This window comes from Microbispora siamensis (assembly GCF_016863095.1).
Classification (GTDB): domain Bacteria; phylum Actinomycetota; class Actinomycetes; order Streptosporangiales; family Streptosporangiaceae; genus Microbispora; species Microbispora siamensis.
The window spans coordinates 82,603-108,068 of the sequence record NZ_BOOF01000002.1; the positions used below are offsets into that span (position 1 = coordinate 82,603).

Below are 25,466 nucleotides of genomic sequence, written 5' to 3' on the forward strand. Positions count from 1 at the left end.
GCTTTGCCTGCCCGTGGGGCGGGGGCGGCAATTGTCGGTCGGGACTTCTATGGTCATGGGCGTGGATGCGGTACAGGGCACGCTGGACGAGCTCGGCACTCCCCTGCGGGAGGTGACGTTCGTCGTCTTCGACCTGGAGACCACCGGCGGGTCGCCCGCGGAGCACGCCATCACGGAGATCGGCGCCGTGAAGGTGCGCGGCGGCGAGGTGATCGGCGAGTTCGCCACGCTGGTCGACCCCGGCGGCCCGATCCCGCCGTTCATCTCCGTGCTGACCGGCATCACCGACGCGATGGTCGTGGCCGCGCCGAAGTTCTCCGAGGTGCTGCCGAGCTTCCTGGAGTTCATCGCCGGGACGGCGCTGGTGGCGCACAACGCGCCGTTCGACATGTCGTTCCTGAAGGCGGCGTGCCAGGTCAACGGTTACCCGCCGCCGGCCAACCCGGTGGTGGACACGGCCGACCTCGCGCGCCGCGTGCTCACCCGCGACGAGACCCCCAACTGCAAGCTGGCCACCCTCGCGCGGGTCTTCCGCAGTTCCACCGAGCCCTGCCACCGGGCGCTGGCCGACGCGCAGGCCACGGTCGACGTCCTGCACGGCCTCATCGCGCGGGTCGGTTCGCTCGGCGTGCACACGCTGGAAGACCTGCGCGGCTTCGTGCGCGCCCCCACCCCGGAGCAGCAGCGCAAACGCCACCTCGCCGACGGCGTGCCCGGCGCGCCGGGCGTCTACGTCTTCGAGGACGCCAAGGGCGAGGCGCTCTACATCGGGAAGAGCTCCAACCTGCGCAACCGCGTGCGCAGCTACTTCACCGCGAGCGAGACCCGCCCGCGCATCCGCGAGATGGTCGGCGTCGCCGAGCGGGTCAGGACGATCGTCTGCGCCACCGCGCTGGAGGCGGAGATCCGCGAACTGCGGATGATCGGGGCGACCAAGCCGCGCTACAACAGACGGTCCCGCTTCCCCGAGCGGGCGGTCTGGCTCAAGCTGACCGACGAGCCGTTCCCCCGGCTCAGCGTCGTGCGCGAGGTGAAGGACGACGGCGCGGCCTACCTCGGCCCGTTCGGCAGCAGCCGCACCGCCGACGACGCGCGGACCGCCATGCACGAGGCGCTGCCGCTGCGTCAGTGCACCGAACGGCTGTCGGCCCGCGTGCGGCGCCCCGCCTGCGCGCTCGCCGAGATCGGCCGCTGCGGCGCGCCCTGCGAGGGCCGCGAGAGCCAGGAGGGCTACGCCCGCCACGTCCGCCGCGCCCGGCACGCGATGGAGCTCGACGGGGAGGCGGTCTTCTCGGCCATGGAGGCGCGCATGCGGCGCCTGTCGGCCGAGCAGCGATACGAGGAGGCGGCCGTCGACCGGGACCGGCTCGCGGCCTACGTCAGGACCGCCGCGCGCATGCAACGCCTGCGCTCGCTGACCGGCATCCCGCAGATGGTCGCGGCCAGTCCCGCCTTCGACGGCGGCTGGGACATCCACGTCATCCGGTACGGCAGGCTCGCCGCGGCCGGCGTGATGCCCCGGGGCGCCCACCCCACGCCGTACGTGGACGCGCTGGTCGCCACGGCGGAGACGGTGATCCCCGGTCCCGGCCCCACCCCGGCCGCCAGCGCCGAGGAGACCGAGTGCGTGCTGCGCTGGCTCGACTCCCCCGGCGTGCGCCTCGTCCAGGTCGACGGCACCTGGAGCCTTCCCGCGTACGGCGCGGGGCGGCTGGTCGAGCGCATCGAGCGCGCCTACCGGCACCAGCGCGGCGACCGCCGTGAGGGACGGCCCCTGCGGTGACGCGGCGGGAGTGGCACTAAGGTCGGGGGCGACAGAGCCGAGCCGCGAGACAGCAGGAGAGAGCGAATGGTCACCGCGATCGTCCACATCAAGGCGGACGTCGACAGGATCCCCGAGGTCGCCGAGGCCATCGCCGAGATCGAGGGCGTCAGCGAGGTGTACTCGATCACCGGCGAGTTCGACCTGCTGGCCATGGTCAGGGTCGGCCGCTACGACGAGGTGGCCGAGGTCGTGCCCGGCCGCGTCAACAAGGTGCCCGGCGTGCGCCACACCGAGACGCACATCGCCTTCCGCACCTACTCTCGCCACGACCTGGAGGCGGCCTTCTCCATCGGCCTCGCCGACGCGGACTGACACTGAGGGCGCGGCGGATCAGGCCGGGCGCAGCAGCCGGACGCGGACCTCGAACCCTCCGGGGAGCGGGTGCGCGGCGACCGAGCCGCCGAACAGCGCCGCGCGCTCCCAGGTGCCGACGAGCCGGTCGCGGGGCAGCCCGTCGTCGTGGACGGCGACCTCCAGGACGGCGGGCAGCCACCGCAGCGTGACCGTCGCGGTGCGGGCCATGCCGTACCACAGGGCGTTGCCCAGCGCCTCCTCCACGATGCGGTACGCCGACAGCTCCAGCGTGGGGCCGCTCCCCCGGGCGCCGACCTCGGTGAACGAGACGGCGAGCCCGCTCGCGCGGAAGTCGTCGATCAGCCCGGGCAGGTCTCCCAGGCCCGGCTGGGGGCCGCGGCGCTGCCCGTCCATGCGCAGCAGGCCCATCATCCGGCGCAGGTCGGACAGGACCCGGCGGCCCGACTCCTCGGCCTCGCGGAAGGTCTGCCTCGCCCGTTCCGGGTCCTTGTCCATGATCACCCGGCCCGCTCCCACGCCCAGCGTCATCACGCTCAGGTCGTGGGCCACCAGGTCGTGCAGTTCCGAGGCGATCCGCAGGCGTTCCCAGACGACGTCCTCCTCGTCGGCGGGATGAACGGGACGCCCGGGCCCCGCGCCGTTCCCGTCCTCCGCCCGGACCCGCCGTCCGCCCCTGCCGCGGTCCCGCTGCGGGGAGAGCGGGTCAGGGCGCGAAGCGGCGGAGAGCGCACCGCGGAGACCGGCGGCGAGCATGGCCATCCCGCCGCGGGCCAAGGCGGCCCAGCGGTGGATGACGCGAAGGGCGAGCAGGCGCATCATGGCGGGAACGGTACGGCTCAGGCCGAACCCGGCACGTCCCCATCAAGGCGGACGTCTGATCCCTCCCGCGGTGGAGGCGATCCGGACCAGGAGCGCGATCAGGCCGTGGAGCCGAGCGCGCGGCTGATCTCGACCCAGCGCTCCAGGGTCTGCGCGGCCCTGCCCGAGTCGACCGCCTCGGCCGCGCGGGCGTACGCCGCGCGCAGGTCGGCGACCAGGTCGTCGCCCGGGCCGTCGTAGGCGACCAGACCGGCCGCCGCGTTCAGCAGCACCGCGTCACGCACCGGCCCGGTCTTGCCGCGCAGCAGGTCGCGGACCGCCGCCGCGTTGAACTCGACGTCGCCGCCGCGCAGGTCGCCGGGCTGGGAGCGGGGGATGCCGAGGTCGGCCGGGTCGATCGTCGTCTGGGTCGCGGTGCCGTCCCTGACGACGAAGACCGCCGACGGGGCCGCGGTGGACAGTTCGTCCAGGCCGTCGTCGCCCCGGAAGACCAGCGCCGACACGCCGCGCTCGGCGAAGACCCCGGCCATGACCGGCAGCATGCGCGCGTCGAACACGCCGATGGCCTGTGCGGCGGGACGCGCGGGGTTGGCCAGCGGCCCGAGGAAGTTGAACACCGTCGGCACGCCGATCTCCTTGCGCGGCGGGCCGGTGAAGCGCAGCGCGGGGTGGTAGACGGGCGCGAAGCAGAAGGCGATGCCCGCCTCCACCGCGACCCTGGCGGTGGTCTCCGGCGACAGGTCGAGGGCGACGCCCAGGTGCTCGAGCACGTCGGCCGCGCCGCACAGCGAGGAGGCGGCCCGGTTGCCGTGCTTGACGACCCGGGCCCCGGCCGCCGCCGCGACGATCGCGGCCATCGTCGAGACGTTGACGGTGTGCGCCCGGTCGCCGCCGGTGCCGACGATGTCGACCACCGGCCCCTCGACCGTGAGCGGGGTCGCGCGCTCGAACATGGTGCGGACGAGGCCCGTCACCTCGGCGACGGTCTCGCCCTTGGCCCGCAGGGCGACGGCGAAGGCGGCGATCTGCGCCGGGGTCGCCGCCCCCGACATGATCTCCCCCATTACCCAGGCCGTCTCGTCGGCCGTCAGGTTCTCGCCCGCCAGCAGGGCGTTCAGCGTGGAGGGCCAGGTGGTGCGCGTGTCCATGGTGGGCTCCGCGGGTTTCGGTGTGGGGTCGGATCGGCGGGTCGGCGGGTCGGCTCTGCGGTGCGGCCGGGCGTCGCAGGCGTGCCGGGGTGAAGCGAGAGCCCGGTGACACCCGGCCGCCGGACGGGCCCGGCGACGCGTGAGCCCCGGGCCGGGCGCACCCGGTTCAGTGCGCCCGGTCTGATACACCCGGTTCAGCGTGCGCAGAGCTCAGTGCGCAGGGCTCAGTACGCCGGGCTCAGTACGCCGGGCTCAGTGCGCCCGGGTGAGGCTGAGGCGGCGCCGCATGAGGTCGGCCACGGCCTCGGCGAGGACCACCGGGTCGATGGGCTGAGCGACGACGGCGTCGGCGCGGGACCAGTTGGCCAGCCAGCGGTCGTCCCTGCGGGCGATGAGCAGCAGGATCGGGGGGCAGTTGTGCACCTCGTCCTTGGCCTGCCTGCTGACCCCCATGCCGCCGGCCGGCTGCGCCTCGCCGTCGAGGACGGCCACGTCGATGTCGCCGGAGTCGAGGTGCTTGATCACGGCCGGCTGGGTCGCGCACTCGACGATCTCGACGAGGGGCACGTCTGCGGCGGGGCGCCGCCCGATGGCCAGCCGCACCTTCTCCCGGGTGCCTGCGTCGTCGCTGTAGACGAGAACCCTCATTTCACGCTCACTGTCGAATCGCGGGGTATGGTCATCGTGATGCTACCGGCGCGGCTGCAGGGCTCGCAGCCCCGGGGCGATTGCCGTGACATGCCCGTTTCGTGGGCGCGTATGGACCCTAGCGGGGGGTCGTGGGGCGACCCGACCTGGGGAGCCGCAATAATGCTGGGCGTGGCGACAGCATCCGCAATTACTACGACGACGAGACCGCACGGGTCCAGCCGGCCGAACCTGGTTCAGGTCGGCACCATCGTGTGGTTGTCCTCTGAGCTCATGTTCTTCGCGGCGCTGTTCGCGATGTACTTCACCATCCGGTCGGTCAGCCTCGGACAGGGCACGCACTGGCCCGAGGCGCACCTCGAAGTCCCGTTCGCGACCTTCAACACGACCGTTCTGGTCCTGTCGAGTGTCACGTGCCAGCTGGGCGTGTGGGCTGTGGAAAGGGGCGACGTCAAGAAGCTGCGATTCTGGTATGTCGTAAGCTTCCTGATGGGCGCCTTCTTCGTGGGCGGACAGCTTTACGAGTACGGGAACCTGGCGCGCGAGGGCCACGTCCTCTCGCACTCGCCGTACGACTCGGTGTTCTTCCTGACCACGGGCTTCCATGGCTTGCACGTGACGGGTGGTCTGATCGCGTTCCTGTTCATCCTGGGACGCACGTACGCCGCGAAGCGCTTGACGTATGAGCAGCAGACCAGCGCGATCGTCGTGTCCTACTACTGGCACTTCGTCGACGTGGTCTGGATCGGCCTTTTCGCGACCATCTACATCATCAAATGATCGGAACGGGGATTTCGGTGAACTCCATCACCGCCCGACGGCGCCATCCCCTCGCGCGAGTCGCCGTCGTGGCGCTCGCGCTGGGCCTGCTCGGCGGCGGCTACGCGCTCGCGGCGCCGAACGGCAGCACCGCGGACGCCGCGATCGCGTCCGGCAAGGCCGACGACGTGGCGCAGGGCAAGAGCCTCTTCGTGGCGCACTGCGCGAGCTGCCACGGCATGAACGCCGAGGGCACCAAGAAGGCTCCGACGCTCATCGGCGTCGGAGCCGCCGCCGTGAACTTCCAGGTGAGCAGCGGCCGCATGCCGGCCGCCGACGCGGGTCCCCAGGCGCCGCGCAAGCCGCGTGCGGAGTGGGCGACCGACGAGGCCGTCGACCAGCTCTCGGCGTACGTCCAGTCCCTGGGCGGCGGCCCCACGGTGCCCAGCGCCGAGCAGGTCGACCCGGCCAAGGGCGACCCGGCCAAGGGCGGCGAGCTCTTCCGCGCCAACTGCATCCAGTGCCACAACTTCGTGGGCGCCGGCGGCGCGCTGACCTACGGCAAGTACGCGCCGCCGCTGAACCCGGCGACGCCGACGCAGATCTACGAGGCGATGGCCACCGGCCCGCAGGCGATGCCGGTGTTCAACGACTCGACGATCACGCCGGAGCAGAAGCGCGACATGATCGCGTACATCACCCACGTGCGGTCGCAGGTCGACCCGGGCGGTTCGGGTCTGGGCCGTATCGGCCCCGTCACCGAGGGCCTTGTAGCGTGGGTCGTGGGTCTCAGCCTCCTGATCCTGGCCTCCATCTGGATCACAGCGAAGAAGCGACGGGCGGCATGACAGAGCAGAACGAGTACCCCGAGAGCGGCCGGGTGCGGACGCGCGTCCTCGGCACGCCGCCCGCGGACGCGCCGATCGTCGACAGCGACCCGATCCACGCGCCCGAAGGCGTTCCCGGCGTGATCCCGCAGGACCCCGTCAAGGCCCGCAAGGCCGAGCGCCTCGTCGCGCTGCTGTTCCTGATCGCCTTCCTGGCCGGTGCGGGGTTCATCGCCTCGTACGTGATCTTCCAGGTCGGCACGATCAGCAAGACGGCCACGTCGAACCTCGCGCTCGGCGGCACCCTGGCCCTGGCCCTGATGGCGCTGGCCGCGGGCCTCACGGTCTGGGTGCGGCAGATCATGCCGAAGTACAACCTGATCCAGGAGCGCCACGAGATGCGCTCCGACGACGGCACGCGTGAGTACGTCAAGGAGACCTTCCTCCAGGGCGCCGACGAGAGCGGGTTCGTCAAGCACAAGCTGCTGCGCCGCACGCTGCTGCTGGCCGCCGCTCCGCTGGGCCTGCTCCCGCTGGTGCTGCTGAAGGACCTCGGCCCGCTCCCCGGGACCTCGCTCAGGCACACCGTCTGGGGCGAGCCCACCAAGAACGGCAAGCCGCGCCGCCTCGTGGTCGAGGGCACCGGCCAGCCGATCCGCGCGGCCGACTTCAACTCTCCCGGCGGCATCCTCTCCGTGGTCCCCGAGGGCTACGAGGAGGACCTGAACGCGCTGGCCAAGGCGACGCTGATCCTGCTCAAGTTCCGCCCGGAGGAGATCAAGTCCGGCACGAACCTGAACTGGACGCACGACGGCATCGTCGCCTACTCCAAGATCTGCACCCACGTGGGCTGCCCGGCGGCTCTCTACGAGCAGACGACGCACCACATCCTCTGCCCGTGCCACCAGTCGACCTTCGACGCGGCGGACGGAGCGAGGGTCGTCTTCGGCCCCGCCGCCCGGCCGCTGCCGCAGCTCCCCATCGGAATCGACGAGGAGGGCTACCTCGTCGCGAAGTCCGACTTCAAGGTCCCCGTCGGTCCCAGCTTCTGGGAGCGTGGCGACGCTGAAGCCGAAGCTAGGGAGAACGCATCATGAACGCTCCCCCCAAGGCCATCGCAGGCGTCTCGACGTTCGTCGACGACCGCATCGGCGCGGGGAACTTCCTCAAGCGCAACCTGAGGAAGATCTTCCCCGACCACTGGTCGTTCCTCCTGGGGGAGATCGCGCTCTACTCGTTCGTCATCCTGCTGCTGACCGGTACGTTCCTGACGTTCTGGTTCAAGCCGGGCATGGGCGAGGTCACGTACACGGGCAACTACGCCCCGCTGTACGGCGTGAAGATGTCGGAGGCCTACGCCTCGGCGCTGCACATCAGCTTCGACGTCCGCGGCGGTCTGCTGATGCGGCAGATCCACCACTGGGCGGCGCTGCTGTTCGTGGGCGGCATGACGGTGCACATGCTCCGGATCTTCTTCACCGGGGCGTACCGCAAGCCGCGCGAGCTCAACTGGATCATCGGCATCCTCCTGCTCTCGCTGGCGCTTCTCGAGGGCCTCACCGGCTACTCCCTCCCCGACGACCTGCTCTCCGGCGCGGGTCTGCGGATCACCCAGGGCGTCGCCCAGTCGATCCCGATCGTGGGCACCTACGTCTCGTTCTTCCTGTTCGGCGGCGAGTACCCGGGCCACGACGTCATCTCGCGGTTCTACTCGATCCACATCCTGCTGATCCCGGGCATCCTGCTCGCGCTCGTCTCGGCGCACATGATCCTGATGTGGGTGCAGAAGCACACGCAGATGCCGGGCAAGAACAGGACCGAGAAGAACGTGGTGGGCGCCCCGTTCTACCCGGCCTTCATGATCAAGTCGGGCGCGTTCTTCCTGTTCACGTTCGGCGTCATCGCGCTGCTCGGCACGTTCGCCCAGATCAACCCGATCTGGCTGTTCGGGCCGTACACCCCGGCGGACATCTCGGCCGGCTCCCAGCCCGACTGGTACATGGGCTTCCTGGAGGGCGCGCTCCGTCTCATGCCGTCGTGGGAGATCAACTTCCTCGACCACACGGTGACGCTGAGCGTGCTGATCCCGGCGCTGGTGCCACTGGGCATCGTCATGACGGGCCTGGCGCTGTATCCGTTCCTGGAGCAGTGGATCACGGGTGACCGCCGCGAGCACCACGTCGCCGACCGGCCGCGCAACAACCCGCACCGCACGGCCATCGGCATCTCGGGTATGACGTTCTACGGCCTCCTGTGGCTGCTGGGCGCCAACGACGAGCTCTCGGCGAACTTCCACCTCGACCTGTACACGACGACCTGGTTCGGGCGGATCGCCGTCTTCGTCGGCCCGGCCATCGCGTACTGGATCACCTACCGGATGTGCATCGGCCTCCAGCGCAAGGACGCCGAGGTGCTGTCCCACGGCGTGGAGTCCGGCGTCATCAAGCGGCTGCCGAACGGCCAGTACATCGAGGTCCACACGCCGCCGGCGGAGGACATCGCCGAGCACATCCGCGGCAAGAAGGAGATCCCGGTGCTCGAGAGCGCCGAGGACGGCGAGGGCATCCCGCCCAAGGGCGCCCGCAGCGCCATCGGCCGGCTCCGCGCCAAGATGAGCCAGGCGTACGGGACCGACCGGGTCCCGCTGACCGACGGCCACCACGAGGAGGCCCACGAGGAGGAGCACGCGGGCGTCGGCGCCGGCGACCGCAAGGAGCTCCACTGACGGGCACCTGACTGACCGGCACGCAACGGCCCGGCAGGGGGAACCACTCCCCCGGCCGGGCCGTTGCTCTGTGCCCCTGTTGCGGGCATCCGACCAGGGGTCTACGTCCACGGTCGGCCGGTGGCGCGGCGAATGTGCCTCACGGTCCGATGCGGTGGGGACGCGCCGCACGGCACCGTGAACCGGGTGATCGACACCGCACAGCCACCGGAGACCCACGACCTGCCACCTGCGCCGCTCCCCCTCCCCCGTGGCGGCACGGGCGCACGCCGCGGCCCGCTCGCGCTCCTTCGGCGTAGTCCGGTCCGCGACCGCCTGGGCCGGAGGCTGCTCGCCACGTTCGTCGTCGCCGCGCTCGCCGTTCCGGTGACCGGCGCGGCACGTCCCGAGGCGGTCCCCGCGCCCGTCCCGCCGCCCCTGCCCCCGCTACGGGCCGCGACCACCGCGAGCCTGGCCGAGCGGTACGCCGCCACCCGTGGCGCCGTCGAGGCCGCGATGCGGACCGCCGCGGCGGCCGGTCACCGATGGCGGGCCGCCATGCTGCGGGCGATGGCCGGCCCCACCCGGCACTTCCTGTCCTTCGACGGCCGCGACGGCGGCCGGGCCGCCGAGGTGTTCGGCGACCTGGCCGCCGCCGACCGGATCGCGGTGATCGTCCCCGGCTCCGGCACCGGCCTCGACACGTACGGGCTCCTGCGGGGCGGCTCGATGCGGCTGCAGCGGGCACTCGGCCCGCGAGGCGCCGTCGTCGCCTGGCTCGGATACCGGACTCCGAGCACCGTGAGCCTCCAGGCGATGACTCCCGGCCGCGCGGACGAGGCCGTCCCCGCACTGCGTGCCTTCGTCCGCGACCTGGCCCGGCTCAGGCCCGCCGCCCGCATCAGCCTGGTGTGCCACTCGTACGGCGGCGTGGTGTGCGGCAGGGCCGCGCCGGGCCTGGACGTCGCGGACATCGTTCTGTGCGGCAGCCCCGGCGCGGGCGTGGACGACGCGGCGGCGATGCGCACCCGGGCGGCCGTGTGGGCCGCCCGCGGCACCGGGGACTGGGTCGGGCACCTGCCGCACGCGGCGCTGCGCCTTCCCTTCGGCACGATCGGGCTCGGGGAGGATCCCGTGGATCCCCGGTTCGGCGCCCGGATTTTCGCCGCGGGCGACGGCGGTCACAGCGACTATCTGAAAGCCGGATCGCCGGCGCTGGCGAACATCGCCCGGATCGTCTCCGGGCATGCTCCCGCCGAGGTGAGCCGTGTTTCATGACCTCGTGCGGCGCGTCGAGGAGACGACACCGACCCCGCGCGACCACGCCTCGGAGACACCGCGCGACCGCGCCTCAGCGGCACCGCCAAACCGCGCCTCGGAGACACCGCGCGACCGCGCCGTCGACACGCTGCGTGCCCTCGCCATCGCCGGTGTGGTGCTCGGTCACTGGCTGGTGACCGCACCCGTCGCCGACAGCGGCGTCCTGCGCGTCACCAGTCCGCTGACGTACATGCCGCAGCTCGCGCCCGTCTCCTGGCTGTTCCAGACCATGGCCGTGTTCTTCTTTGTGGGCGGGCGGGTGGCCGTCGAGAGCCACGGCCGCGCCCGGGGACGGAGCGTGGGCCACGGCCGGTGGGCCGCCGCCCGGATGGCCCGCCTGTTCCGCCCGGTCGTGCCCCTGGTGGGGGTGTGGAGCGCGGCGGCGGTCGCGATGCTCGCCTGGGGGGCCGACCCGGGGACCGTGTACGCGCTGGTCAAGCTGGCGTTGGCGCCGATGTGGTTCCTGCTGGTCTTCGCGGCGCTGACCGCGGTGACCCCGCTCGCCGCCCGGCTGCACCCGGTGTGGCCGCTCGCCGCAGTCGCGGTGGCCGATCTCGTCAGGTTCGGCCTGGACGGGCCGTCCTGGGTCGGCTGGATCAACGTGGGGACCGGCTGGCTCGTGCCGTACTGCCTCGGCGCCCTGTGGGCGGGCGGGCGGCTGGGCGGCCGGGTGACCGGATGGGCGCTGCTGCTCGGCGGGGCCGCGGCCACCGCCGGTCTCGTCCTGTGGGCCGGCTATCCGGCGTCCATGGTCGGCGTGCCGGGCGCGCCGGTCTCCAACCAGTCCCCGCCCACACTGGCGGCCGTGGCGTTCGGGCTGGCCCAGTGCGGGGCGGCCCTGCTGCTGGCCGGGCCGCTGCGGCGGGTGCTGCGCCGTCCCGGCGCCTGGGCGCCGGTGGCGGTGGCCAACCTCTCCGCGATGACGATCTTCCTGTGGCACCAGACCGCGTTGATCGCGGTCACGACGGCGGCCTTATGGCTCGCGGGCGGGCCGCTGCCCGGCCTGCACACCGTCCCGGGCGACCCCGGCTGGGTGGCCGCCCGGCTGGCGTGGCTGCCGGCGTTCGCGGCGGCCCTGGCGGTGTGCCGGGCGGTCTTCCGCCGTCACGAGGCACCCCGCGGCCCACGCGTTCCCTGACTCGTTCATCAGCTCCTCGTTCGCTTTGCGAGCGGCTCGTTCCTCACCGCTCACTCCGCTCACTGCGTCGGGTTCTCTCGCGGTAGCCGACGGCCGCTCAGAGGATCTCGGCGGGAGCGGCGCGCAGGCGACTCCGCTTGAGCCAGGCCGGCCAGGAGTCCTGCCAGTAGCTCCAGCCGTTGGTCGCCTCCAGCCTGCGCGGCGTCCCGGTCACGATGATCGGGTCGCCGATCAGGGTGTTGTTCTTGAACCACTTGGCGTTCTCCGGGCTGACGTTCACGCAGCCGTGGCTGACGTTGGAGTTGCCCTGGTCACCGACGGACCACGGGGCGCCGTGGACGTACTCGCCGGAGTTGGAGATGCGGACGCTGTTGTACACGGTCGTCTGGTAGTAGCCGGCCTGCCCCGGTCCCGCGTCCGGAGACGTCATGACCGTGACGTCCTCCCTGGACATCGCCACGTGGATGCCGCTGGTGGTGTGGTGGCGGAGCACGTCGCCCATGCCCGCGCTGATCGGCATGTTCTTGATCTGCTTGCCGTCCCGCTCGATCTTCATGTAGTGGGTCTGGGTGTTGGCCACGCTGATCTGCGAACGGCCGATCTCGAAGTCCCGGACGTAGTCCTGCTTGCCGTACATGCCCTCGCCGCCCCTGATGCCGGCCAGGCGCGCGGTGACGCGGACCTTGGTGTACGTCGGCCAGTACTTCTCCGGGCGGAAGACCACGTTCTTGTCGTCGAGCCAGTGCCAGGCGCCGTCGATGGGCTTGGACGCCTGCACGATCAGGTTGCGCTCGACGGACACGCGGTCGGTGATCGGCTTGTCGAAGGTGATGATGATCGGCATGCCGACGCCGACCGTCAGGCCGGTGTCCTGCTTGTTGGGCAGCAGGGTGGTGACGCCGAAGGTCTTGGCGGCCGGTTTCGTGGCGAAGCGCACGGTCCTGGTCGTCGAGCCGCCGGAGCCCACGGCCGTCGCCTCGACGCTGTAGGCCGTCCCCGGGGCCATGGGGCGCTCGCTGCGCCACTGGGTGTGATCGGGGCTGAACACGCCCGCGACGGGCTTTCCAGCGGCCTGTACGGCCACGTGGGTGAGCTTGCCGCCGGCCGCGCCGACCAGGATCGGAAGCTCGGGCGGCAGGTCGGCGGCGCCGTCGAGCGGGCTGATGCTGATCGCCGTCCCGGAGCCTCGATCCTCGTCGCGCCCGCCCGACGTGGAACACCCGGCAACCATCACGAGAAGGGCCAGCACCCCCGCACCAGCACGCACGTCCGTCCCCCTAGCGTCGCTTTCCGGGGGTTATTCCCGGGTGACGTACCGTTCGGGCAGTCCGGGGGCCGTGGGCCGGCAAAGAACGCGGACGGCCGGTCGGCGAGAACGCCGACCGGCCGTCCAGGGGGGTTCACGCGATCAGTGCGAGAAGTTGCCCCGGTAGTACTGGAACACGAACCCGATCATGGCCATGACCGTGCAGAACAGGCCGATGAAGAACAGCCACCAGCCGACCGCGAAGCCGAAGAACGTCAGCGCGGCCGACAGGCACACGAACAGCGGCCACCAGCTGTGCGGGCTGTAGAAGCCGATCTCGCCCGCGCCGTCGCTGATCTCGGCCTCCTTGTTGTCCTCCGGCTGGTCGCCGATGCGGCGCGCGGTGAACAGCAGGTAGTAGCCGATCATGAGGGCCAGGCCGACGGAGATCGCCATGGCGGTGGTGCCGGTCGGCTCCTTGGACCAGAACCAGTAGACCACGTCCGCGGCGGCGAAGAAGAGGCCGCAGAGCAGGAACATCCATCCCTGGATCTTCATCGGGACTCCTCCACCAGCTCAGGCTTGGCGGTGATGTGCGGGTACTTGAGGTCGAACGCGGGGCGCTCGGACCGGATGCGCGGCAGCGACAGGAAGTTGTGCCGCGGCGGCGGGCAGGAGGTCGCCCACTCGAGCGAACCGCCGAAGCCCCAGGGGTCGTCCACGGTGACCTTCGGCGCCTTACGCCAGGTCACCCAGACGTTGTAGAAGAACGGCAGGGTGGACAGGCCCAGCAGGAGCGCGCCGGCCGAGGAGACCATGTTCAGGTCGGTGAAGCCGTCGGCGGGCGAGTAGTCGGCGTACCGGCGGGGGAAGCCGATGACGCCCAGCCAGTGCTGCACCAGGAAGGTCAGGTGGAAGCCGAAGAACAGCAGCCAGAAGTGGAGCTTGCCGATCTTGTCGTTCAGCATCTTGCCGGTGAACTTGGGCCACCAGAAGTAGAACCCGGCGAACATCGCGAACACCACGGTGCCGAAGACCACGTAGTGGAAGTGGGCCACGACGAAGTAGGTGTCGCTGATGTGGAAGTCCAGCGGGGGCGACGCCAGGATGACGCCGGTCAGACCACCGAACAGGAAGGTCACCAGGAAGCCGACCGCGAACAGCATCGGCGCCTCGAACGACAGGTGGCCCCGCCACATCGTGCCGATCCAGTTGAAGAACTTCACCCCGGTCGGTACGGCGATCAGGAACGTCATGAACGAGAAGAACGGCAGCAGCACCTGGCCGGTCACGAACATGTGGTGGGCCCACACGGTGACCGACAGGCCCGCGATGGCGATGGTCGCGCCGACCAGGCCGATGTACCCGAAGATCGGCTTGCGGCTGAAGACCGGAAGGATCTCGGTGATGATGCCGAAGAACGGCAGTGCGATGATGTAGACCTCGGGGTGCCCGAAGAACCAGAACAGGTGCTGCCACAGCATCGCCCCGCCCGTGGGCGAGTCGAAGATGTGGGCGCCCAGCTTGCGGTCGGCCTCCAGGGCGAGCAGCGCGGCGGCCAGCACCGGGAAGGCGAGCAGCACCAGGATGCTGGTGAGCAGGATGTTCCAGGTGAAGATCGGCATCCGGAACATCGTCATGCCGGGGGCGCGCATGGTGAGGATCGTGGTGATGAAGTTCACCGCGCCGAGGATGGTGCCGAGACCGGACATCGCCAGGCCCAGGACCCAGAAGTCGCTGCCGAGGCCGGGCGAGGTCACCGCGTTCGACAGCGGCGCGTACGCGGTCCAGCCGAACGAGGCGGACCCGCCCGGGGTGAAGAAGCCCAGCACGGCGATCGTGCTGCCGAACAGGTAGAGCCAGTAGCTCACCATGTTCAGCCGGGGGAACGCCACGTCAGGGGCGCCGATCTGCAGCGGCATCAGCTCGTTGGCGAAGCCGGCGAACAGCGGCGTCGCGAACATGAGCAGCATGATCGTGCCGTGCATCGTGAACAGCTGGTTGAACTGCTCGGTCGACACGACCTGCAGCCCCGGCTGCGCGAGCTCGGCCCGCATCACCAGCGCCATGAGGCCGCCGATGAGGAAGAACACGAACGACGTGATCAGGTAGAGGTGCCCGATCACCTTGTGGTCGGTCGAGGACAGCCACTTGGCGATGACCGTGCCCTTGGTGTACGGCCGCGCGGCGATGCCGGCCGGTTCCTGGATGGCGGTCACTGCGCACTCCCCGCCTGGCTCTTGATGTACTGGTCGAATTCGGCCTGCGGGACGAGCTTCACGGAGAACAGCATCTTGCTGTGGTCGGTGCCGCACAGCTCGGCGCATCGGCCGACGAAGACGCCCGTCTTGTTGAGCGTCGTGATCTGGAAGTGGTTGTGCACGTTGCCCGGGAAGACGTCCTGCTTGAACAGGAACGCCGGCACCCAGAACGAGTGGATGACGTCGGGCGAGTGCAGGTCGAACTGGACCTGGGTGTTGACCGGCAGCACGAGCTGCGGACCCTGCGGGTTCTCCGCGCTCTGCTTGCTGAGGTCCACCGGCACGCCCGCGACCACGGCCTTCTGGCCCTGGTACTCGGTCGTGAAACGCCAGCTCCACTGGTAGCCCTCGACGGCCACCTTGACCGGGGCGGCCTTGGTGATCCGCGTGATCTCGGTCTCGTCACGGGCCGTGAAGTAGAAGAAGACCGCGACCATGATGACCGGGACCACCGTGTAGAGGATCTCGATCGGCAGGTTGTAGCGCACCTGCGGAGGAAGCTGATCGGGGCTGTTCTTCTTCTTCCGGTGGAAGATGCACGCCCAAAGGATCAGTCCCCAGACGACCACACCGGTGGCGAGAGCCGCGATCCAGCTCCCGTTCCAGAGCGTCTGGACGATGCCGGCCTGCTTGGTGACACCTTCCGGCATGCCCCCACGGGACCACTGATCGATCGCCTGGTTGCTACACGCCGTCCCGGACGCCACCAGCAGCGCCACGGCGGCGGCTCCGGGCAACCGGCGGCGTGCCCACGGTCGCCGTGTCGTACGGCGGGTCGGACTCACGGATCGCCTACCCCACAGATGAAGCCCAAGAGTTCCTCTCCTGGGCGGTTTTTCCAATTGACCCTTGGGTGAGACCGGCGCGAACCTTGCGGCCGGTCTGCCCTTTACTTGGTTGAGTTCACGCTGGGGGACACATTAGCGCGGACCGGCGCCGCCCCTCTGAGCAGCCCCCGTTAATGTCCTAACTGTGGCCTACCTGGACGCGGCTTCGACCGAACCTCTCCATCCCGCGGCCCGTGACGCCTTGCTGGCGGCGATCGACGCCGGCTGGGCCGATCCCGCCCGCCTGTACGGCACGGCGCGCCGCGCCCAGATGTTACTGGAGCGCGCGAGGGCAGAGGTAGCCGAACTGATCGGCGCGCGGCCCGACGAGGTGTCGTTCACCTCGTCGGGGACGCAGGCCGTCCACCTGGGGGTGCTCGGCACGCTGGCCGGTCGCCGCCGGGCGGGGACCCGCCTGGTGGCGGGCGCCGTCGAGCACTCCAGCGTCCTGCACGCGGGCGCCCTCCACGAGCGCTCCGGCGGCGAGGTGGAGATCGTGGGCGTGAGCCGTACGGGCCGGGTGGACGCCGGCGCGTTCGCCGAGGCCGTCGCGCGGCCCGGCACGGCCCTGGCGTGCCTGCAGACGGCCAACCACGAGGTCGGGACCCTCCAACCGGTCGAGGAGGCGGCGCGGGCCTGCCGGGAGGCGGGCGTGCCGCTGCTGGTCGACGCCGCGCAGTCGGCGGGCCGCCTGCCGGTTCCCGGGGGCTGGTCGGTCCTCACCGCGAGCGCGCACAAGTGGGGCGGCCCGGCCGGGGTGGGCGTGCTGGCGGTGCGCAAGGGCGTGCGCTGGCGCTCGCCGCTGCCCGAGGACGAGCGGGAGCGGCGGCGCGTGCCGGGATTCGAGAACGTGCCCGCGATCGTGGCCGCCGCGGCGGCGCTGCGCGCCCGGACGGAGGAGGCGGAGGCCGAGGGGCGGCGGCTGTCCGCCCTGGTCGACCGGATCCGCGCCGAGGTGCCCCGCCTGGTGCCCGACGTGGAGGTCGTCGGCGACCCGGTCCTGCGGCTGCCGCACGTCGTGACGTTCTCCTGCCTGTACGTCGAGGGCGAGGCGCTGCTGACCGAGCTCGACAAGGCCGGTTTCGCCGTCTCGTCCGGCAGCTCCTGCACGGCGAGTACGCTTCGTCCATCGCACGTTCTGGAGGCAATGGGCGTGCTTACGCATGGGAATGTGCGGGTATCGCTGCCCCGTGGCGTGTCCGAGGACGACATCGATCGTTTCCTCGCGGTGCTCCCGGACATCGTGCGGCGGATCCGGTCGAGCTTGGGGGTGCACTGATGTGGCGCAGACGGACGGGCGGCGCCCGGCGGTCTCCCGAGGCGGCTCAGGCCGAGCCCGCCGAGCCGGTCCAGCCGGCGGAGCCGCCCGCGCTGACCATCGACGCGCTGGGCCGCAAGTGCCCGATCCCGATCATCATGCTGGCCGAGCGGATCAACCAGGTGGCGACGGGCGGCGTGGTCGCCGTGCTGGCCGACGACCCCGCCGCGTTCACCGACGTCCCGGCCTGGTGCCGGTTGAAGTCACACGAGCACGTGGGGAGCTACGAGCTGCCCCAGGGCGGCTGGTCCATCCACGTGCGCCGCAACTACTGAGAGCGTGTTCTCAGGCGTAGTGGCAGCGGGCGTGGGCGCCGACCTCCTCGGCCGCGCCGGCGCCGTACGCCGCGGCGAAGCGCTCCAGGAAGACGCGCTGGCTCAGCTCGTACTCCTGGCAGCCGACCCGCTCGAGCACGTGGGTGGCGGTGAGGTTGCCGATCTGGCCGCAGCGCTCCAGTGAGAGCCCCCAGGCGAGGCCCGCGAGGAACCCGGCGCGGAAGGCGTCGCCGACGCCGGTGGGGTCGGCCTTGCCCAGCTCGGGAGCCGGCGAGATGTGCAGCGACGGCTCGCCCTTGCGGTCGATCCTGGCGCCCTTGGGCCCGAGGGTGGTCACCCGGACGCCGACCCGGTCGAGGATCTCCTCACCGGACCAGCCGGTCTTCTGCTCGATCAGCCCGAGCTCGTAGTCGTTGCTGAACAGGTACGCCGCGCCCTCCACGAGCTGGCGGATCTCCTCGCCCGGCATGCGGGCGAGCTGCTGCGACGGGTCGGCCGCGAACGGGATGCCCCTCTGACGCGCCTCGTCGGTGTGCCGGAGCATCGCCGCCGGGTCGTTGGGGCTGATCAGGACGAGGTCGAGCCCGCCGAGACGCTCGGCGATCGGGCCCAGCTCGATCTCCCTCGCCTCGGCCATCGCACCGGTGTAGAACGAGGCGATCTGGTTGTGGTCCTCGTCCGTCGTGCACAGGAAGCGCGCCGTGTGGTGCAGCTCGGAGATGTGCACCGAGTCGCAGTCGACGCCGTGGCGCTCCAGCCAGGAGCGGTAGTCGGCGAAGTCGGTGCCGACGGCGCCGACGAGGATGGGGGTGAGCCCCAGGCAGCCCATGCCGAAGGCGATGTTGGCCGCGCATCCGCCACGGCGGATCTGCAGATCGTCGACGAGGAACGACAACGACACCCGGTCGAGCTGCTCGGCGATGAGCTGGTCGCCGAAGCGGCCGGGGAACGTCATCAGGTGGTCGGTGGCGATGGAGCCGGTGACGGCGATGCGCACGGGGTCATTCTCCTCGTTGTCAGCATCAGGGAGACAGGGGCGGGGACGTTGATCCCGCCGAACCTACTGAGCGTACCGTCTCGGGACATGACGACGCCCCGCACGGAGGAATCCGTACGGGGCGCCCGATGCATGCTCCATCGCACGCGGGCCCGGCGTCGCCGGACGCGCGCTCGCCGTCAGTTGAACGAGTCGCCGCAGGCGCAGGACCCGGTCGCGTTGGGGTTGTCGATGGTGAAGCCCTGCTTCTCGATGGTGTCCACGAAGTCGACCGTGGCACCGATGAGGTACGGCGCGCTCATCCGGTCGGTGACGACGTTCACGCCGCCGAAGGTGGAGACCACGTCGCCGTCCATCGACCGGTCGTCGAAGAAGAGCTGGTAACGCAGGCCGGAACAGCCACCCGGCTGGACCGCCACCCGGAGCTGCAGCCCTTCCTCGCCCTGCTGCTCGAGCAGGCTCTTGACCTTGGCGGCGGCCGCGTCAGTCAGGATCAGGCCCTGCTGCGTGGTCTCGCTGCTCTCAACCGTCATGTGCTGACTCCCGCGTCTGCGCCAACCGCCCTTCGGGGCGGTCGATTGGTTCTGACGTCCTACCTAGACGCTACCAACACCCGTGAAGCCCTACACATTCCACGTGCCCCACGGGCAACCGCGCGACGAACCAGGCGATGCGATATGTAATGATTAGTCGTCAGTTAGACGATAAGTCCCCGAGGGGGTGTGGTCGTGACGATCACCGAGACCGGCCTTCCGCTCTTCATCCTCGGCCGGGACACCGACCCGCACAGCGAACGCGGCGTCGACTGCCCGGGCGAGCTGCCTCCCGCGTCCGATCCGACCCTCGTGGAGCGCGCCCGCGTGGCCAAGGAGCGGCTCGGCGACCGGTTGTTCGTGCTCGGTCACCACTACCAGCGTGACGAGGTCATCCAGTTCGCGGACGTGACCGGCGACTCGTTCAAGCTCGCCCGCGAGGCCGCCGCCCGGCCCGAGGCGGAGTACATCGTGTTCTGCGGTGTCCACTTCATGGCCGAGTCCGCCGACATCCTGACCAGTGACGCGCAGAAGGTGGTGCTCCCCGACCTGGCCGCCGGCTGCTCGATGGCCGACATGGCGACCTTCACCCAGGTCGAGGACTGCTGGGACGCCCTGGAGGACGCCGGCATCGCCGACCGGGTGGTGCCGATCACGTACATGAACTCCAGCGCGGACATCAAGGCGTTCTGCGGACGGCACGGCGGCGCGGTGTGCACCTCCTCGAACGCCAGGCGCGCCCTCGACTGGGCCTTCGAGCAGGGCGAGAAGGTGCTGTTCCTGCCCGACCAGCACCTGGGCCGCAACACGGCCGTGCTGGAGATGGGGCTGTCGCTGGACGACTGCGTGGTCTACAACCCGCACCGCCCGAACGGCGGCCTCACCCGGGAGCAGCTGGAGAACGCGAAGATGATCCTGTGGAAGGGCCACTGCTCGGTCCACGGGCGCTTCTCCGCGGCGTGCGTGGACGAGGTGCGGGCCCGCATCCCCGGGGTGAACGTGCTCGTGCACCCCGAGTGCCGCCACGAGGTCGTGACCAAGGCGGACTTCGTCGGCTCGACCGAGTACATCATCCGCAAGCTGGAGGAGGCCCCGGCCGGGTCCTCCTGGGCCGTCGGAACGGAGCTGAACCTGGTGCGCCGCCTGGCCGGCCGGTTCCCCGACAAGACCATCACGTTCCTCGACAGGACCGTCTGCTACTGCTCCACCATGAACCGCATCGACCTGCCGCACCTGGTGTGGGCGCTGGAGTCGCTGGCCGACGGCGAGGTCGTCAACCAGATCACGGTCGACGCGGACACCACCCACTGGGCCAAGGTCGCCCTCGACCGCATGCTCGCCCTGCCCTAGCCGTAGCGGACCGCGGCCGTACCGGCACGGCCGCGGTCCATCCGATGAGCCGCGAAGCTCGCATGGTCGGTGTCGGGGAGCCAGTCCCGGCCGGGTGTGTATTCCAGCCAGCGCCGGGCTCGCCCGGCGTCGGCGAAGCCGCGCAACAGGGCGTCGAGCAGCGGGTGACCGTAGGACTCGCGCCAGGCCAGCGACCACGCGTACAGCGGGGTCGGCGCCGTGAGCGCGATCGAGCGCAGGCCCGCATGATCGGGCAGCGGCGCGTCCGCCGGGAAGAGCGTGAAGCACGAGGCGTCGTCGCGGATCCGCCGGACGAGGTGGTCCAGGCCCAGGTTGGGGCCGTCCTGCCGCCGGGTGATCCCGAACTCGTCACCGAAGCGGCGGAGGAAGTCCAGGCGGCTCAGCTCCGCCGGGCACCACAGTGTGCTGTCGCGCAGGTCGGCCGGGCGCAACTCGTCGGCTCCGGCCAGCGGATGGGCCGCGCCGACCACCGCGTCGACGGGCTCCAACCGCACCAGTCGCCGAGTGAGACCCGCGTCGCCGCCGTCCGGCAGCGGATGCACTCGCCCGAATCCCAGATCGGTGTCACCGTTCAGTAAGGACCGTGCGACCGACGGCCAGTCCCGGCCCGGGCCTGGTTCCAGGCGCACCCCGCCGAGCGCCTCCGCCGCCTGGGCGACGGTCCGCATCGGCGCGTAAAGATGACCCCACGTGTCGATCCGTACGACGGGCGGGGCGCCCGTCACCGCCGCGACCGCGTACTCGCCCGCCGCGAGCGCCCGCCGCGCGGCGGGCAGAAACCGTTCCCCGGCCTCGGTCAGCCGGACGCCGCCCTCACGCTCGAACAGACGTACGGCAGCAGCGTCTCCAGGCGCGCGACGCGCTTGGACAGCGCCTGCTGGCTGATGCCGAGGTGTTCGGCGGCACGCCCGAAATGCAGCCTCTCCGCGGTCTCGGCGAACGCACGGACCAGGACGAGGTCAAGATCCATGCCGCTGAGCATAGGTGACAACCCGGCGTTGTCGGGCGCGTGGACGCGTTGTTGGCCCGGCCCCGTCCCCAACGGTGAAGTTGCCTCAGGCGCCACGATGAGGCGACAACGATGAGGGCGTACATCCCGGCCGGGGACCCCGCCGAGCCGGTCGTGCTCGCCGACGTCCCCGAACCGGCTCCGGGTGCGAACGAGGCGCCGGTGAAGGGCGAAGTACGAGCGAAGGAGCAGGACCATGACCACCACCGACCCCAGGGCAGTCGTCGTCCGCTACGTCGAGGCCGTCCGCGACGGCGACGCCGGCGTCATCTACGACAGCTTCGCCGCTGACGCCACCTGGCACTACCCGGGCGACCTGCCTATCTCCAAGACCTGGCACGGCCGCGACGCGATCGTCGACGACTTCCTCGGCGGCATGGGGCAGATCCTCGTCCCGGGCAGCATGACGATCGAACTGGTCGGCACTATCGCCGAAGGAGACCGCGTGGTCGCCGAGTGGACGTCCAAGGCGGACACCGTTTTCGGCACCGTCTACGACAACCGCTGCATCGGTGTCTTCACCGTCCGCGACGGCAAGATCACCTCCGTCGTCGAGTACAGCGACACCCGGCACGTCGCCGCGGCGCTCTTCCCCGGCCATGTGGCCCCCGTGCTCGCCCGCACGGTCCAGGCCCCCTGACCGGACACACCCGTGCCCCGACCGGCAAGGTTCCGGTCGCCGGGAGGGACACGGGATCGGCGCTAGATGCGGGCGCGCTCGCGCCAGAACCGCAGCAGCTCGTCGTCGCCGTGGACCGCGTCGGGCTCGCGCCGGTTCCACAGCGTCAGCATCAGGTCCCCGGCCGTCGGCGTGCGTACGATGACGTCGGCGGGGCCTTCGGACCTCTCGTAGGTGAACCCCTCGGGAGTGAGCCGCACGAGCCAGGCGAGACCGGTCCCGGTCCGCCAGGAGATCGCCTCCCCGTCGCCCCGCAGCTCGGCGAGTAGGGGCCGCCACCGGGCGTACGGCAGCAGGTCGAAGAACTCTTCCACGCCGTCGAGCGCGACGTCTTCGTCCATCTTGGGGGCGATCCCGAGGGCGATCTCGGCGTCCACACGGTGGACGACGGTCTCGTGGAGCTGGCGGCGGGACCAGAACCGAGCCCGCCGGGACCTGTCTCCCGCCCATCCCCACACCTCGGTGTCCGGGTCGCGGCTCTTCAGCGCCTCGGCGAGCTGGACGGCTCCCGCCTCCAGCCAGTCCGCGTGGCCGGCGAAGTCCTCGGGGAACCCGTGGTCCATCGCGGCGCGGTCGTATCGGCGGTCGGCGGCGTCCCGCACCATCGCGGCGGCCCACCGGTGCACGGCGCCGGTGTGCTCGACCAGTTCCCTGAGGTCCCACCCCGGACAGGTCGGCACGGGCGTGGTCCCGTCCCGTCCCCGTACCACCTCGGCCATCCGGCCGATCTCCGCGGCCGCGGCCTCGGTGTGCCGCAGGTGGGTCCACTCGGTCATGAAGGCTCCTGTAGGTCAGAGGCCGGGTGCGCCCCAGACGGGAAACCAGCTCGCGAGCTCGGGCTCGATGGTGAGCTCGCGGTCCAGGACCCCGCGCACCTGCAGTTCCAGCGCGTTGTCGCGGCGCGGTTCGCCGATGGGGGCGAAAGGGTAGAACGTGCCGCGCTTGTAGAGATACACGATCGCCAGCTTCCTGTGGGAGGGGTCGGCGAAGGTGACGAGCGAGCACAGCAGCGACGGGCCGAACCCGGCCGACTCCAGGGACGAGTTGGCGGCGTGCAGGTCGGTCACGAGCCCGGCGACGTCGGGGTTGCGCACCTGCAGCCAGGTGTAGCCGTAGGAGTCCCGGGAGACCTCGACCTTGCCCATCAGGGCCTCGATGTCCTGTTCGAGCCGGGCGAAGGCGCCGCCCTCGGCGGCGCGGAAGCACACCGAGCCGGTTCCCGCCGGGGCGAAGCCGGTGGCGGCCTGCAGCGTGACGGCGGCCGACGGCAGGGCGAACAGCGCGTCCAGGTCGGGCCTGGCGGGCTTGGAACGGCCGAGCAGGGCGTCGAACCAGCCCATCAGCGCCCCCTCATCAGCGGCCCAGCGCCGCGGAGATCCGGGCGAGCTGGTCCAGCCGGCGCTCCAGCGACGGGTGGGTCGACAGCAGCGAGGCGACGCTCTGGCCCGACAGGGCGGGCGCGAAGAAGAAGGCGTTGAACGGCTGCGCCTCACGCAGGTCCCTGGTCGGGATCCTGCCGATGTCGCCGCTGATCTTGACAAGGGCGCTGGCCAGGGCGCTCGGCTGCTGCGTGAGCAGCGCGCCCGCGCGGTCGGCGGCCAGTTCGCGGTAGCGCGAGAGCGCCCGCGTCAGCAGGAAGCTGACGGCGTAGACCAGGCCGGAGACCGCGAAGATGATCAGGCCGACCGGGGGGCCGTTGTCGTTCCTCCGGCCGCCCAGACCGGTGTAGAGCGCGAAGCGCGTCATCAGGCCGGCCACGACCCCCAGGAACGAGGCGATCGTCATCACCGCCACGTCCCGGTGGGCCACGTGGGACATCTCGTGGGCCAGCACCCCTTCGAGCTCCCGCGCGTCGAGCCTGCGCAGAATGCCGGTGGTCACGCAGACCACCGAGTTCTTCTGGTTGCGCCCGGTGGCGAACGCGTTCGGGATGTCCGAGTCGGCGATCGCCACCCGCGGCTTCGGCATCCCCGCCATCGCGCTCAGCCGGTCGATGATGCCGTGCAGCTCGGGGGCCTCCTGCGGCGAGACCTCCCGCCCGTGCATCGCGAACAGCGCGATCTTGTCGGACAGGAAGTACTGCGCCAGCAGGAGACCCCCGGCGATCACGAGCACGGTGACCGCACGTACGCCCACCGCGACCAGGACGGCCACGAACGCGACGTAGAGCAGCCCGAGCAGGAACATCGTCACGGTCATCCGGACGGTGAGGCCGCGATCAGGGGCGAACCGCGTGGAGGCCATCAGCCAGGGATGAGCCCGGTGTCCCCGAGCATCTCCCGCACTTCCTCGATCGAGGCGTCGGCCGGCGGCAGGATCAGCTCGGACGGCTCCAGCGAGTCGTCCGGCAGCGCCTTGCCGACCTGCCGCACCTTGTCGAGCAGGGCGTGCAGCTTCGTGCGGAACGCGTCCTCGTCGCCCGACTCGATCGCGGCTTCCACCTCGCTGTCGAGCTCGTTCAGGACGTCGATGTCGGCGGCGCCGATCTCGACCTGTCCCTCACCCATGATTCTGACGATCACAGGCCCTCCCCCGGCTGGCGCAGCTGCTGCGTGTGCTGCTGGTTGGACGGGACGGACTGGCCCTGCTGCCCGGCCTCGATGGCGTTCTTGGGCGCGGGGCCCTGGCCGAGCTCGGCCTTCATCCTGGCGAGCTCCAGCTCGATGTCCGAGCCGGCGCCCATGCGGTCGAGCTCCGCCTGGATGTCGTCGCGCTGCCCGGTGAAGTCGTCCAGCGCGCCGCTGGCCAGCAGCTCGTCGATCGCGCCCGCGCGCGCCTGCATCTGCGCGGTCTTGTCCTCGGCCCGCTGGATGGCCAGGCCGACGTCGCCCATCTCCTCGGAGATGCCGGAGAACGCCTCGTTGATCCGCGTCTGGGCCTCGGCCGCCGTGTAGGTGGCCTTGATGGTCTCCTTCTTCGTACGGAAGGAGTCGACCTTGGCCTGGAGCCGCTGGCTGGCGAGGGTGAGCTTCTCCTCCTCGCCCTGCAGGTTGTTGTACTGGATGCGCAGGTCGGCGATCTGGGCGTTGAGACCGTTGCGGCGGGTCAGCGCCTCACGGGCCAGATCCTCGCGCCCGGCGGACAGGGCCTGCCTGCTCTGGTTCTCCAGCTTGGTGGCCTGCCCTTCGAGCTGGTTGATCTGCAGCTCCACCCGCTTGCGGCTGGTGGCCACGTCGGCCACGCCCCGGCGGACCTTCTGCAGCAGCTCAAGCTGGCGCTGATAGGAATAGTCCAGCGTCTCCCGCGGATCCTCCATTTTGTCCAGGGCCTTGTTGGCCTTGGACTTGAAGATCATGGAAAGTCTCTTCATCACGCTCATGCGCGTCGGCCGTCCCCTTCTCCAAGGTTGTGCGTGGGTGATCCCAGCCGTCTCAAGCCCCTTGTCAGGCGGCGTAGCCGCCTGGGTTCACCCTACGCATAACGCGCGAGGGCGTCACTAAGTTGCAC

The 25,466-nt window shown here is 70.8% G+C and carries 28 protein-coding genes; 12 read left to right on the forward strand and 16 right to left on the reverse strand.

Annotated features, from left to right (window positions below; translation table 11 throughout):
* The first annotated feature begins 55 nt into the window (after positions 1 to 55).
* Complete coding sequence (locus Msi02_RS02135) at positions 56 to 1,783, forward strand: DEDD exonuclease domain-containing protein (protein ID WP_204046812.1); 1,728 nt, start codon at positions 56 to 58, stop codon at positions 1,781 to 1,783.
* A gap of 66 nt (positions 1,784 to 1,849) precedes the next feature.
* Positions 1,850 to 2,137, forward strand: a complete 288-nt coding sequence (locus Msi02_RS02140; protein ID WP_079313341.1) for an Lrp/AsnC family transcriptional regulator — start codon at positions 1,850 to 1,852, stop codon at positions 2,135 to 2,137.
* An 18-nt stretch (positions 2,138 to 2,155) separates the two neighbouring features.
* On the opposite strand, the gene Msi02_RS02145 is transcribed toward Msi02_RS02140, so the two are convergent.
* From Msi02_RS02145 to Msi02_RS02155, 3 genes are all read right to left on the reverse strand, one after another.
* The gene (locus tag Msi02_RS02145; RefSeq protein ID WP_204046813.1) at positions 2,156 to 2,959 is read right to left on the reverse strand and encodes a sensor histidine kinase; all 804 of its coding nucleotides are present in this window, start codon (positions 2,957 to 2,959) and stop codon (positions 2,156 to 2,158) included.
* Between the two features lie 98 nt (positions 2,960 to 3,057).
* Positions 3,058 to 4,107: an anthranilate phosphoribosyltransferase gene (gene trpD / locus Msi02_RS02150; RefSeq protein ID WP_204046814.1), complete on the reverse strand. Its 1,050-nt coding sequence runs from the start codon at positions 4,105 to 4,107 to the stop codon at positions 3,058 to 3,060.
* 252 nt (positions 4,108 to 4,359) lie between these two features.
* Positions 4,360 to 4,755: a response regulator transcription factor gene (locus Msi02_RS02155; RefSeq protein WP_079313344.1), complete on the reverse strand. Its 396-nt coding sequence runs from the start codon at positions 4,753 to 4,755 to the stop codon at positions 4,360 to 4,362.
* 162 nt (positions 4,756 to 4,917) lie between these two features.
* Between Msi02_RS02155 and ctaE the strand changes: the two genes are divergently transcribed.
* The 6 genes from ctaE to Msi02_RS02185 all read left to right on the forward strand — a co-directional run bounded on the left by ctaE (position 4,918) and on the right by Msi02_RS02185 (position 11,503).
* Positions 4,918 to 5,535, forward strand: coding sequence for an aa3-type cytochrome oxidase subunit III (ctaE, locus tag Msi02_RS02160; protein ID WP_079313376.1), 618 nt, complete (start codon positions 4,918 to 4,920; stop codon positions 5,533 to 5,535).
* Positions 5,536 to 5,552: 17 nt separating this feature from the next.
* Positions 5,553 to 6,362, forward strand: coding sequence for a cytochrome bc1 complex diheme cytochrome c subunit (qcrC, locus tag Msi02_RS02165; protein ID WP_079313377.1), 810 nt, complete (start codon positions 5,553 to 5,555; stop codon positions 6,360 to 6,362).
* Positions 6,359 to 7,438, forward strand: coding sequence for a cytochrome bc1 complex Rieske iron-sulfur subunit (gene qcrA / locus Msi02_RS02170; RefSeq protein WP_204046815.1), 1,080 nt, complete (start codon positions 6,359 to 6,361; stop codon positions 7,436 to 7,438). The genes qcrC and qcrA overlap by 4 nt, the downstream gene beginning before the upstream one ends.
* Positions 7,435 to 9,066 carry a cytochrome bc1 complex cytochrome b subunit gene (qcrB, locus tag Msi02_RS02175; RefSeq protein ID WP_204046816.1) on the forward strand — a complete coding sequence of 544 codons (1,632 nt, stop codon included), beginning with the start codon at positions 7,435 to 7,437 and terminating at the stop codon, positions 9,064 to 9,066. Before qcrA ends, qcrB begins: the two co-directional genes overlap by 4 nt.
* 186 nt (positions 9,067 to 9,252) lie before the next feature.
* Positions 9,253 to 10,323: an alpha/beta hydrolase gene (locus Msi02_RS02180; protein WP_239108037.1), complete on the forward strand. Its 1,071-nt coding sequence runs from the start codon at positions 9,253 to 9,255 to the stop codon at positions 10,321 to 10,323.
* Positions 10,313 to 11,503 (forward strand): acyltransferase family protein, encoded by a 1,191-nt coding sequence (locus Msi02_RS02185; RefSeq protein ID WP_239108038.1) that lies wholly within the window; start codon positions 10,313 to 10,315, stop codon positions 11,501 to 11,503. Before Msi02_RS02180 ends, Msi02_RS02185 begins: the two co-directional genes overlap by 11 nt.
* A gap of 97 nt (positions 11,504 to 11,600) precedes the next feature.
* On the opposite strand, the gene Msi02_RS02190 is transcribed toward Msi02_RS02185, so the two are convergent.
* From Msi02_RS02190 to ctaC, 4 genes are all read right to left on the reverse strand, one after another.
* Positions 11,601 to 12,770 (reverse strand): L,D-transpeptidase, encoded by a 1,170-nt coding sequence (locus tag Msi02_RS02190; RefSeq protein ID WP_239108039.1) that lies wholly within the window; start codon positions 12,768 to 12,770, stop codon positions 11,601 to 11,603.
* A gap of 141 nt (positions 12,771 to 12,911) precedes the next feature.
* Complete coding sequence (locus tag Msi02_RS02195; protein WP_079313353.1) at positions 12,912 to 13,307, reverse strand: cytochrome c oxidase subunit 4; 396 nt, start codon at positions 13,305 to 13,307, stop codon at positions 12,912 to 12,914.
* Positions 13,304 to 14,968 carry an aa3-type cytochrome oxidase subunit I gene (gene ctaD / locus Msi02_RS02200; protein ID WP_239108040.1) on the reverse strand — a complete coding sequence of 555 codons (1,665 nt, stop codon included), beginning with the start codon at positions 14,966 to 14,968 and terminating at the stop codon, positions 13,304 to 13,306. The genes Msi02_RS02195 and ctaD overlap by 4 nt, the downstream gene beginning before the upstream one ends.
* Positions 14,965 to 15,795, reverse strand: a complete 831-nt coding sequence (ctaC, locus tag Msi02_RS02205) for an aa3-type cytochrome oxidase subunit II (RefSeq protein WP_079313355.1) — start codon at positions 15,793 to 15,795, stop codon at positions 14,965 to 14,967. The genes ctaD and ctaC overlap by 4 nt, the downstream gene beginning before the upstream one ends.
* A 187-nt stretch (positions 15,796 to 15,982) precedes the next feature.
* Between ctaC and Msi02_RS02210 the strand changes: the two genes are divergently transcribed.
* On the forward strand, positions 15,983 to 17,116 hold the full coding sequence (locus Msi02_RS02210; RefSeq protein WP_204046817.1) for a cysteine desulfurase family protein: 1,134 nt from the start codon (positions 15,983 to 15,985) through the stop codon (positions 17,114 to 17,116).
* Positions 17,116 to 17,430: a sulfurtransferase TusA family protein gene (locus Msi02_RS02215; RefSeq protein ID WP_139578195.1), complete on the forward strand. Its 315-nt coding sequence runs from the start codon at positions 17,116 to 17,118 to the stop codon at positions 17,428 to 17,430. The genes Msi02_RS02210 and Msi02_RS02215 overlap by 1 nt, the downstream gene beginning before the upstream one ends.
* Positions 17,431 to 17,440: 10 nt before the next feature.
* Here the strand turns inward: Msi02_RS02215 and Msi02_RS02220 are convergent, their stop codons facing one another.
* On the reverse strand, positions 17,441 to 18,427 hold the full coding sequence (locus Msi02_RS02220) for a carbohydrate kinase family protein (protein WP_204046818.1): 987 nt from the start codon (positions 18,425 to 18,427) through the stop codon (positions 17,441 to 17,443).
* Between the two features lie 179 nt (positions 18,428 to 18,606).
* A complete protein-coding gene (gene erpA, locus Msi02_RS02225; protein ID WP_079313357.1) occupies positions 18,607 to 18,960 on the reverse strand; it encodes an iron-sulfur cluster insertion protein ErpA in 354 nt (117 codons plus the stop codon).
* A 195-nt stretch (positions 18,961 to 19,155) separates the two neighbouring features.
* On the opposite strand from erpA, the gene nadA reads away from it, so the two are divergent.
* The gene (gene nadA, locus Msi02_RS02230; RefSeq protein WP_204046819.1) at positions 19,156 to 20,310 is read left to right on the forward strand and encodes a quinolinate synthase NadA; all 1,155 of its coding nucleotides are present in this window, start codon (positions 19,156 to 19,158) and stop codon (positions 20,308 to 20,310) included.
* Here nadA and Msi02_RS02235 read toward each other — a convergent pair.
* The gene (locus tag Msi02_RS02235; protein ID WP_204046820.1) at positions 20,307 to 21,056 is read right to left on the reverse strand and encodes a LysR substrate-binding domain-containing protein; all 750 of its coding nucleotides are present in this window, start codon (positions 21,054 to 21,056) and stop codon (positions 20,307 to 20,309) included. The genes nadA and Msi02_RS02235 overlap by 4 nt on opposite strands.
* Positions 21,057 to 21,127: 71 nt before the next feature.
* Entirely contained in the window at positions 21,128 to 21,301 is a 174-nt protein-coding gene (locus Msi02_RS02240) for a helix-turn-helix domain-containing protein (protein WP_204046821.1), read from the reverse strand.
* 235 nt (positions 21,302 to 21,536) lie between these two features.
* Here Msi02_RS02240 and Msi02_RS02245 point away from each other — a divergent pair, with 235 nt between their 5' ends.
* Positions 21,537 to 21,980: a nuclear transport factor 2 family protein gene (locus tag Msi02_RS02245; protein ID WP_204046822.1), complete on the forward strand. Its 444-nt coding sequence runs from the start codon at positions 21,537 to 21,539 to the stop codon at positions 21,978 to 21,980.
* Positions 21,981 to 22,042: 62 nt separating this feature from the next.
* Here the strand turns inward: Msi02_RS02245 and Msi02_RS02250 are convergent, their stop codons facing one another.
* The 5 genes from Msi02_RS02250 to Msi02_RS02270 are packed head-to-tail and all read right to left on the reverse strand — an operon-like array spanning position 22,043 to position 25,338.
* Positions 22,043 to 22,795 (reverse strand): maleylpyruvate isomerase family mycothiol-dependent enzyme, encoded by a 753-nt coding sequence (locus Msi02_RS02250; protein ID WP_204046823.1) that lies wholly within the window; start codon positions 22,793 to 22,795, stop codon positions 22,043 to 22,045.
* 15 nt (positions 22,796 to 22,810) lie between these two features.
* On the reverse strand, positions 22,811 to 23,359 hold the full coding sequence (pspAB, locus tag Msi02_RS02255; RefSeq protein ID WP_204046824.1) for a PspA-associated protein PspAB: 549 nt from the start codon (positions 23,357 to 23,359) through the stop codon (positions 22,811 to 22,813).
* A gap of 13 nt (positions 23,360 to 23,372) precedes the next feature.
* Complete coding sequence (gene htpX / locus Msi02_RS02260) at positions 23,373 to 24,263, reverse strand: zinc metalloprotease HtpX (RefSeq protein ID WP_079313361.1); 891 nt, start codon at positions 24,261 to 24,263, stop codon at positions 23,373 to 23,375.
* Complete coding sequence (gene pspAA, locus Msi02_RS02265; RefSeq protein WP_204046825.1) at positions 24,263 to 24,541, reverse strand: PspA-associated protein PspAA; 279 nt, start codon at positions 24,539 to 24,541, stop codon at positions 24,263 to 24,265. The genes htpX and pspAA overlap by 1 nt, the downstream gene beginning before the upstream one ends.
* The gene (locus Msi02_RS02270; protein WP_204046826.1) at positions 24,538 to 25,338 is read right to left on the reverse strand and encodes a PspA/IM30 family protein; all 801 of its coding nucleotides are present in this window, start codon (positions 25,336 to 25,338) and stop codon (positions 24,538 to 24,540) included. Before Msi02_RS02270 ends, pspAA begins: the two co-directional genes overlap by 4 nt.
* Between the last annotated feature and the right edge of the window lie 128 nt (positions 25,339 to 25,466).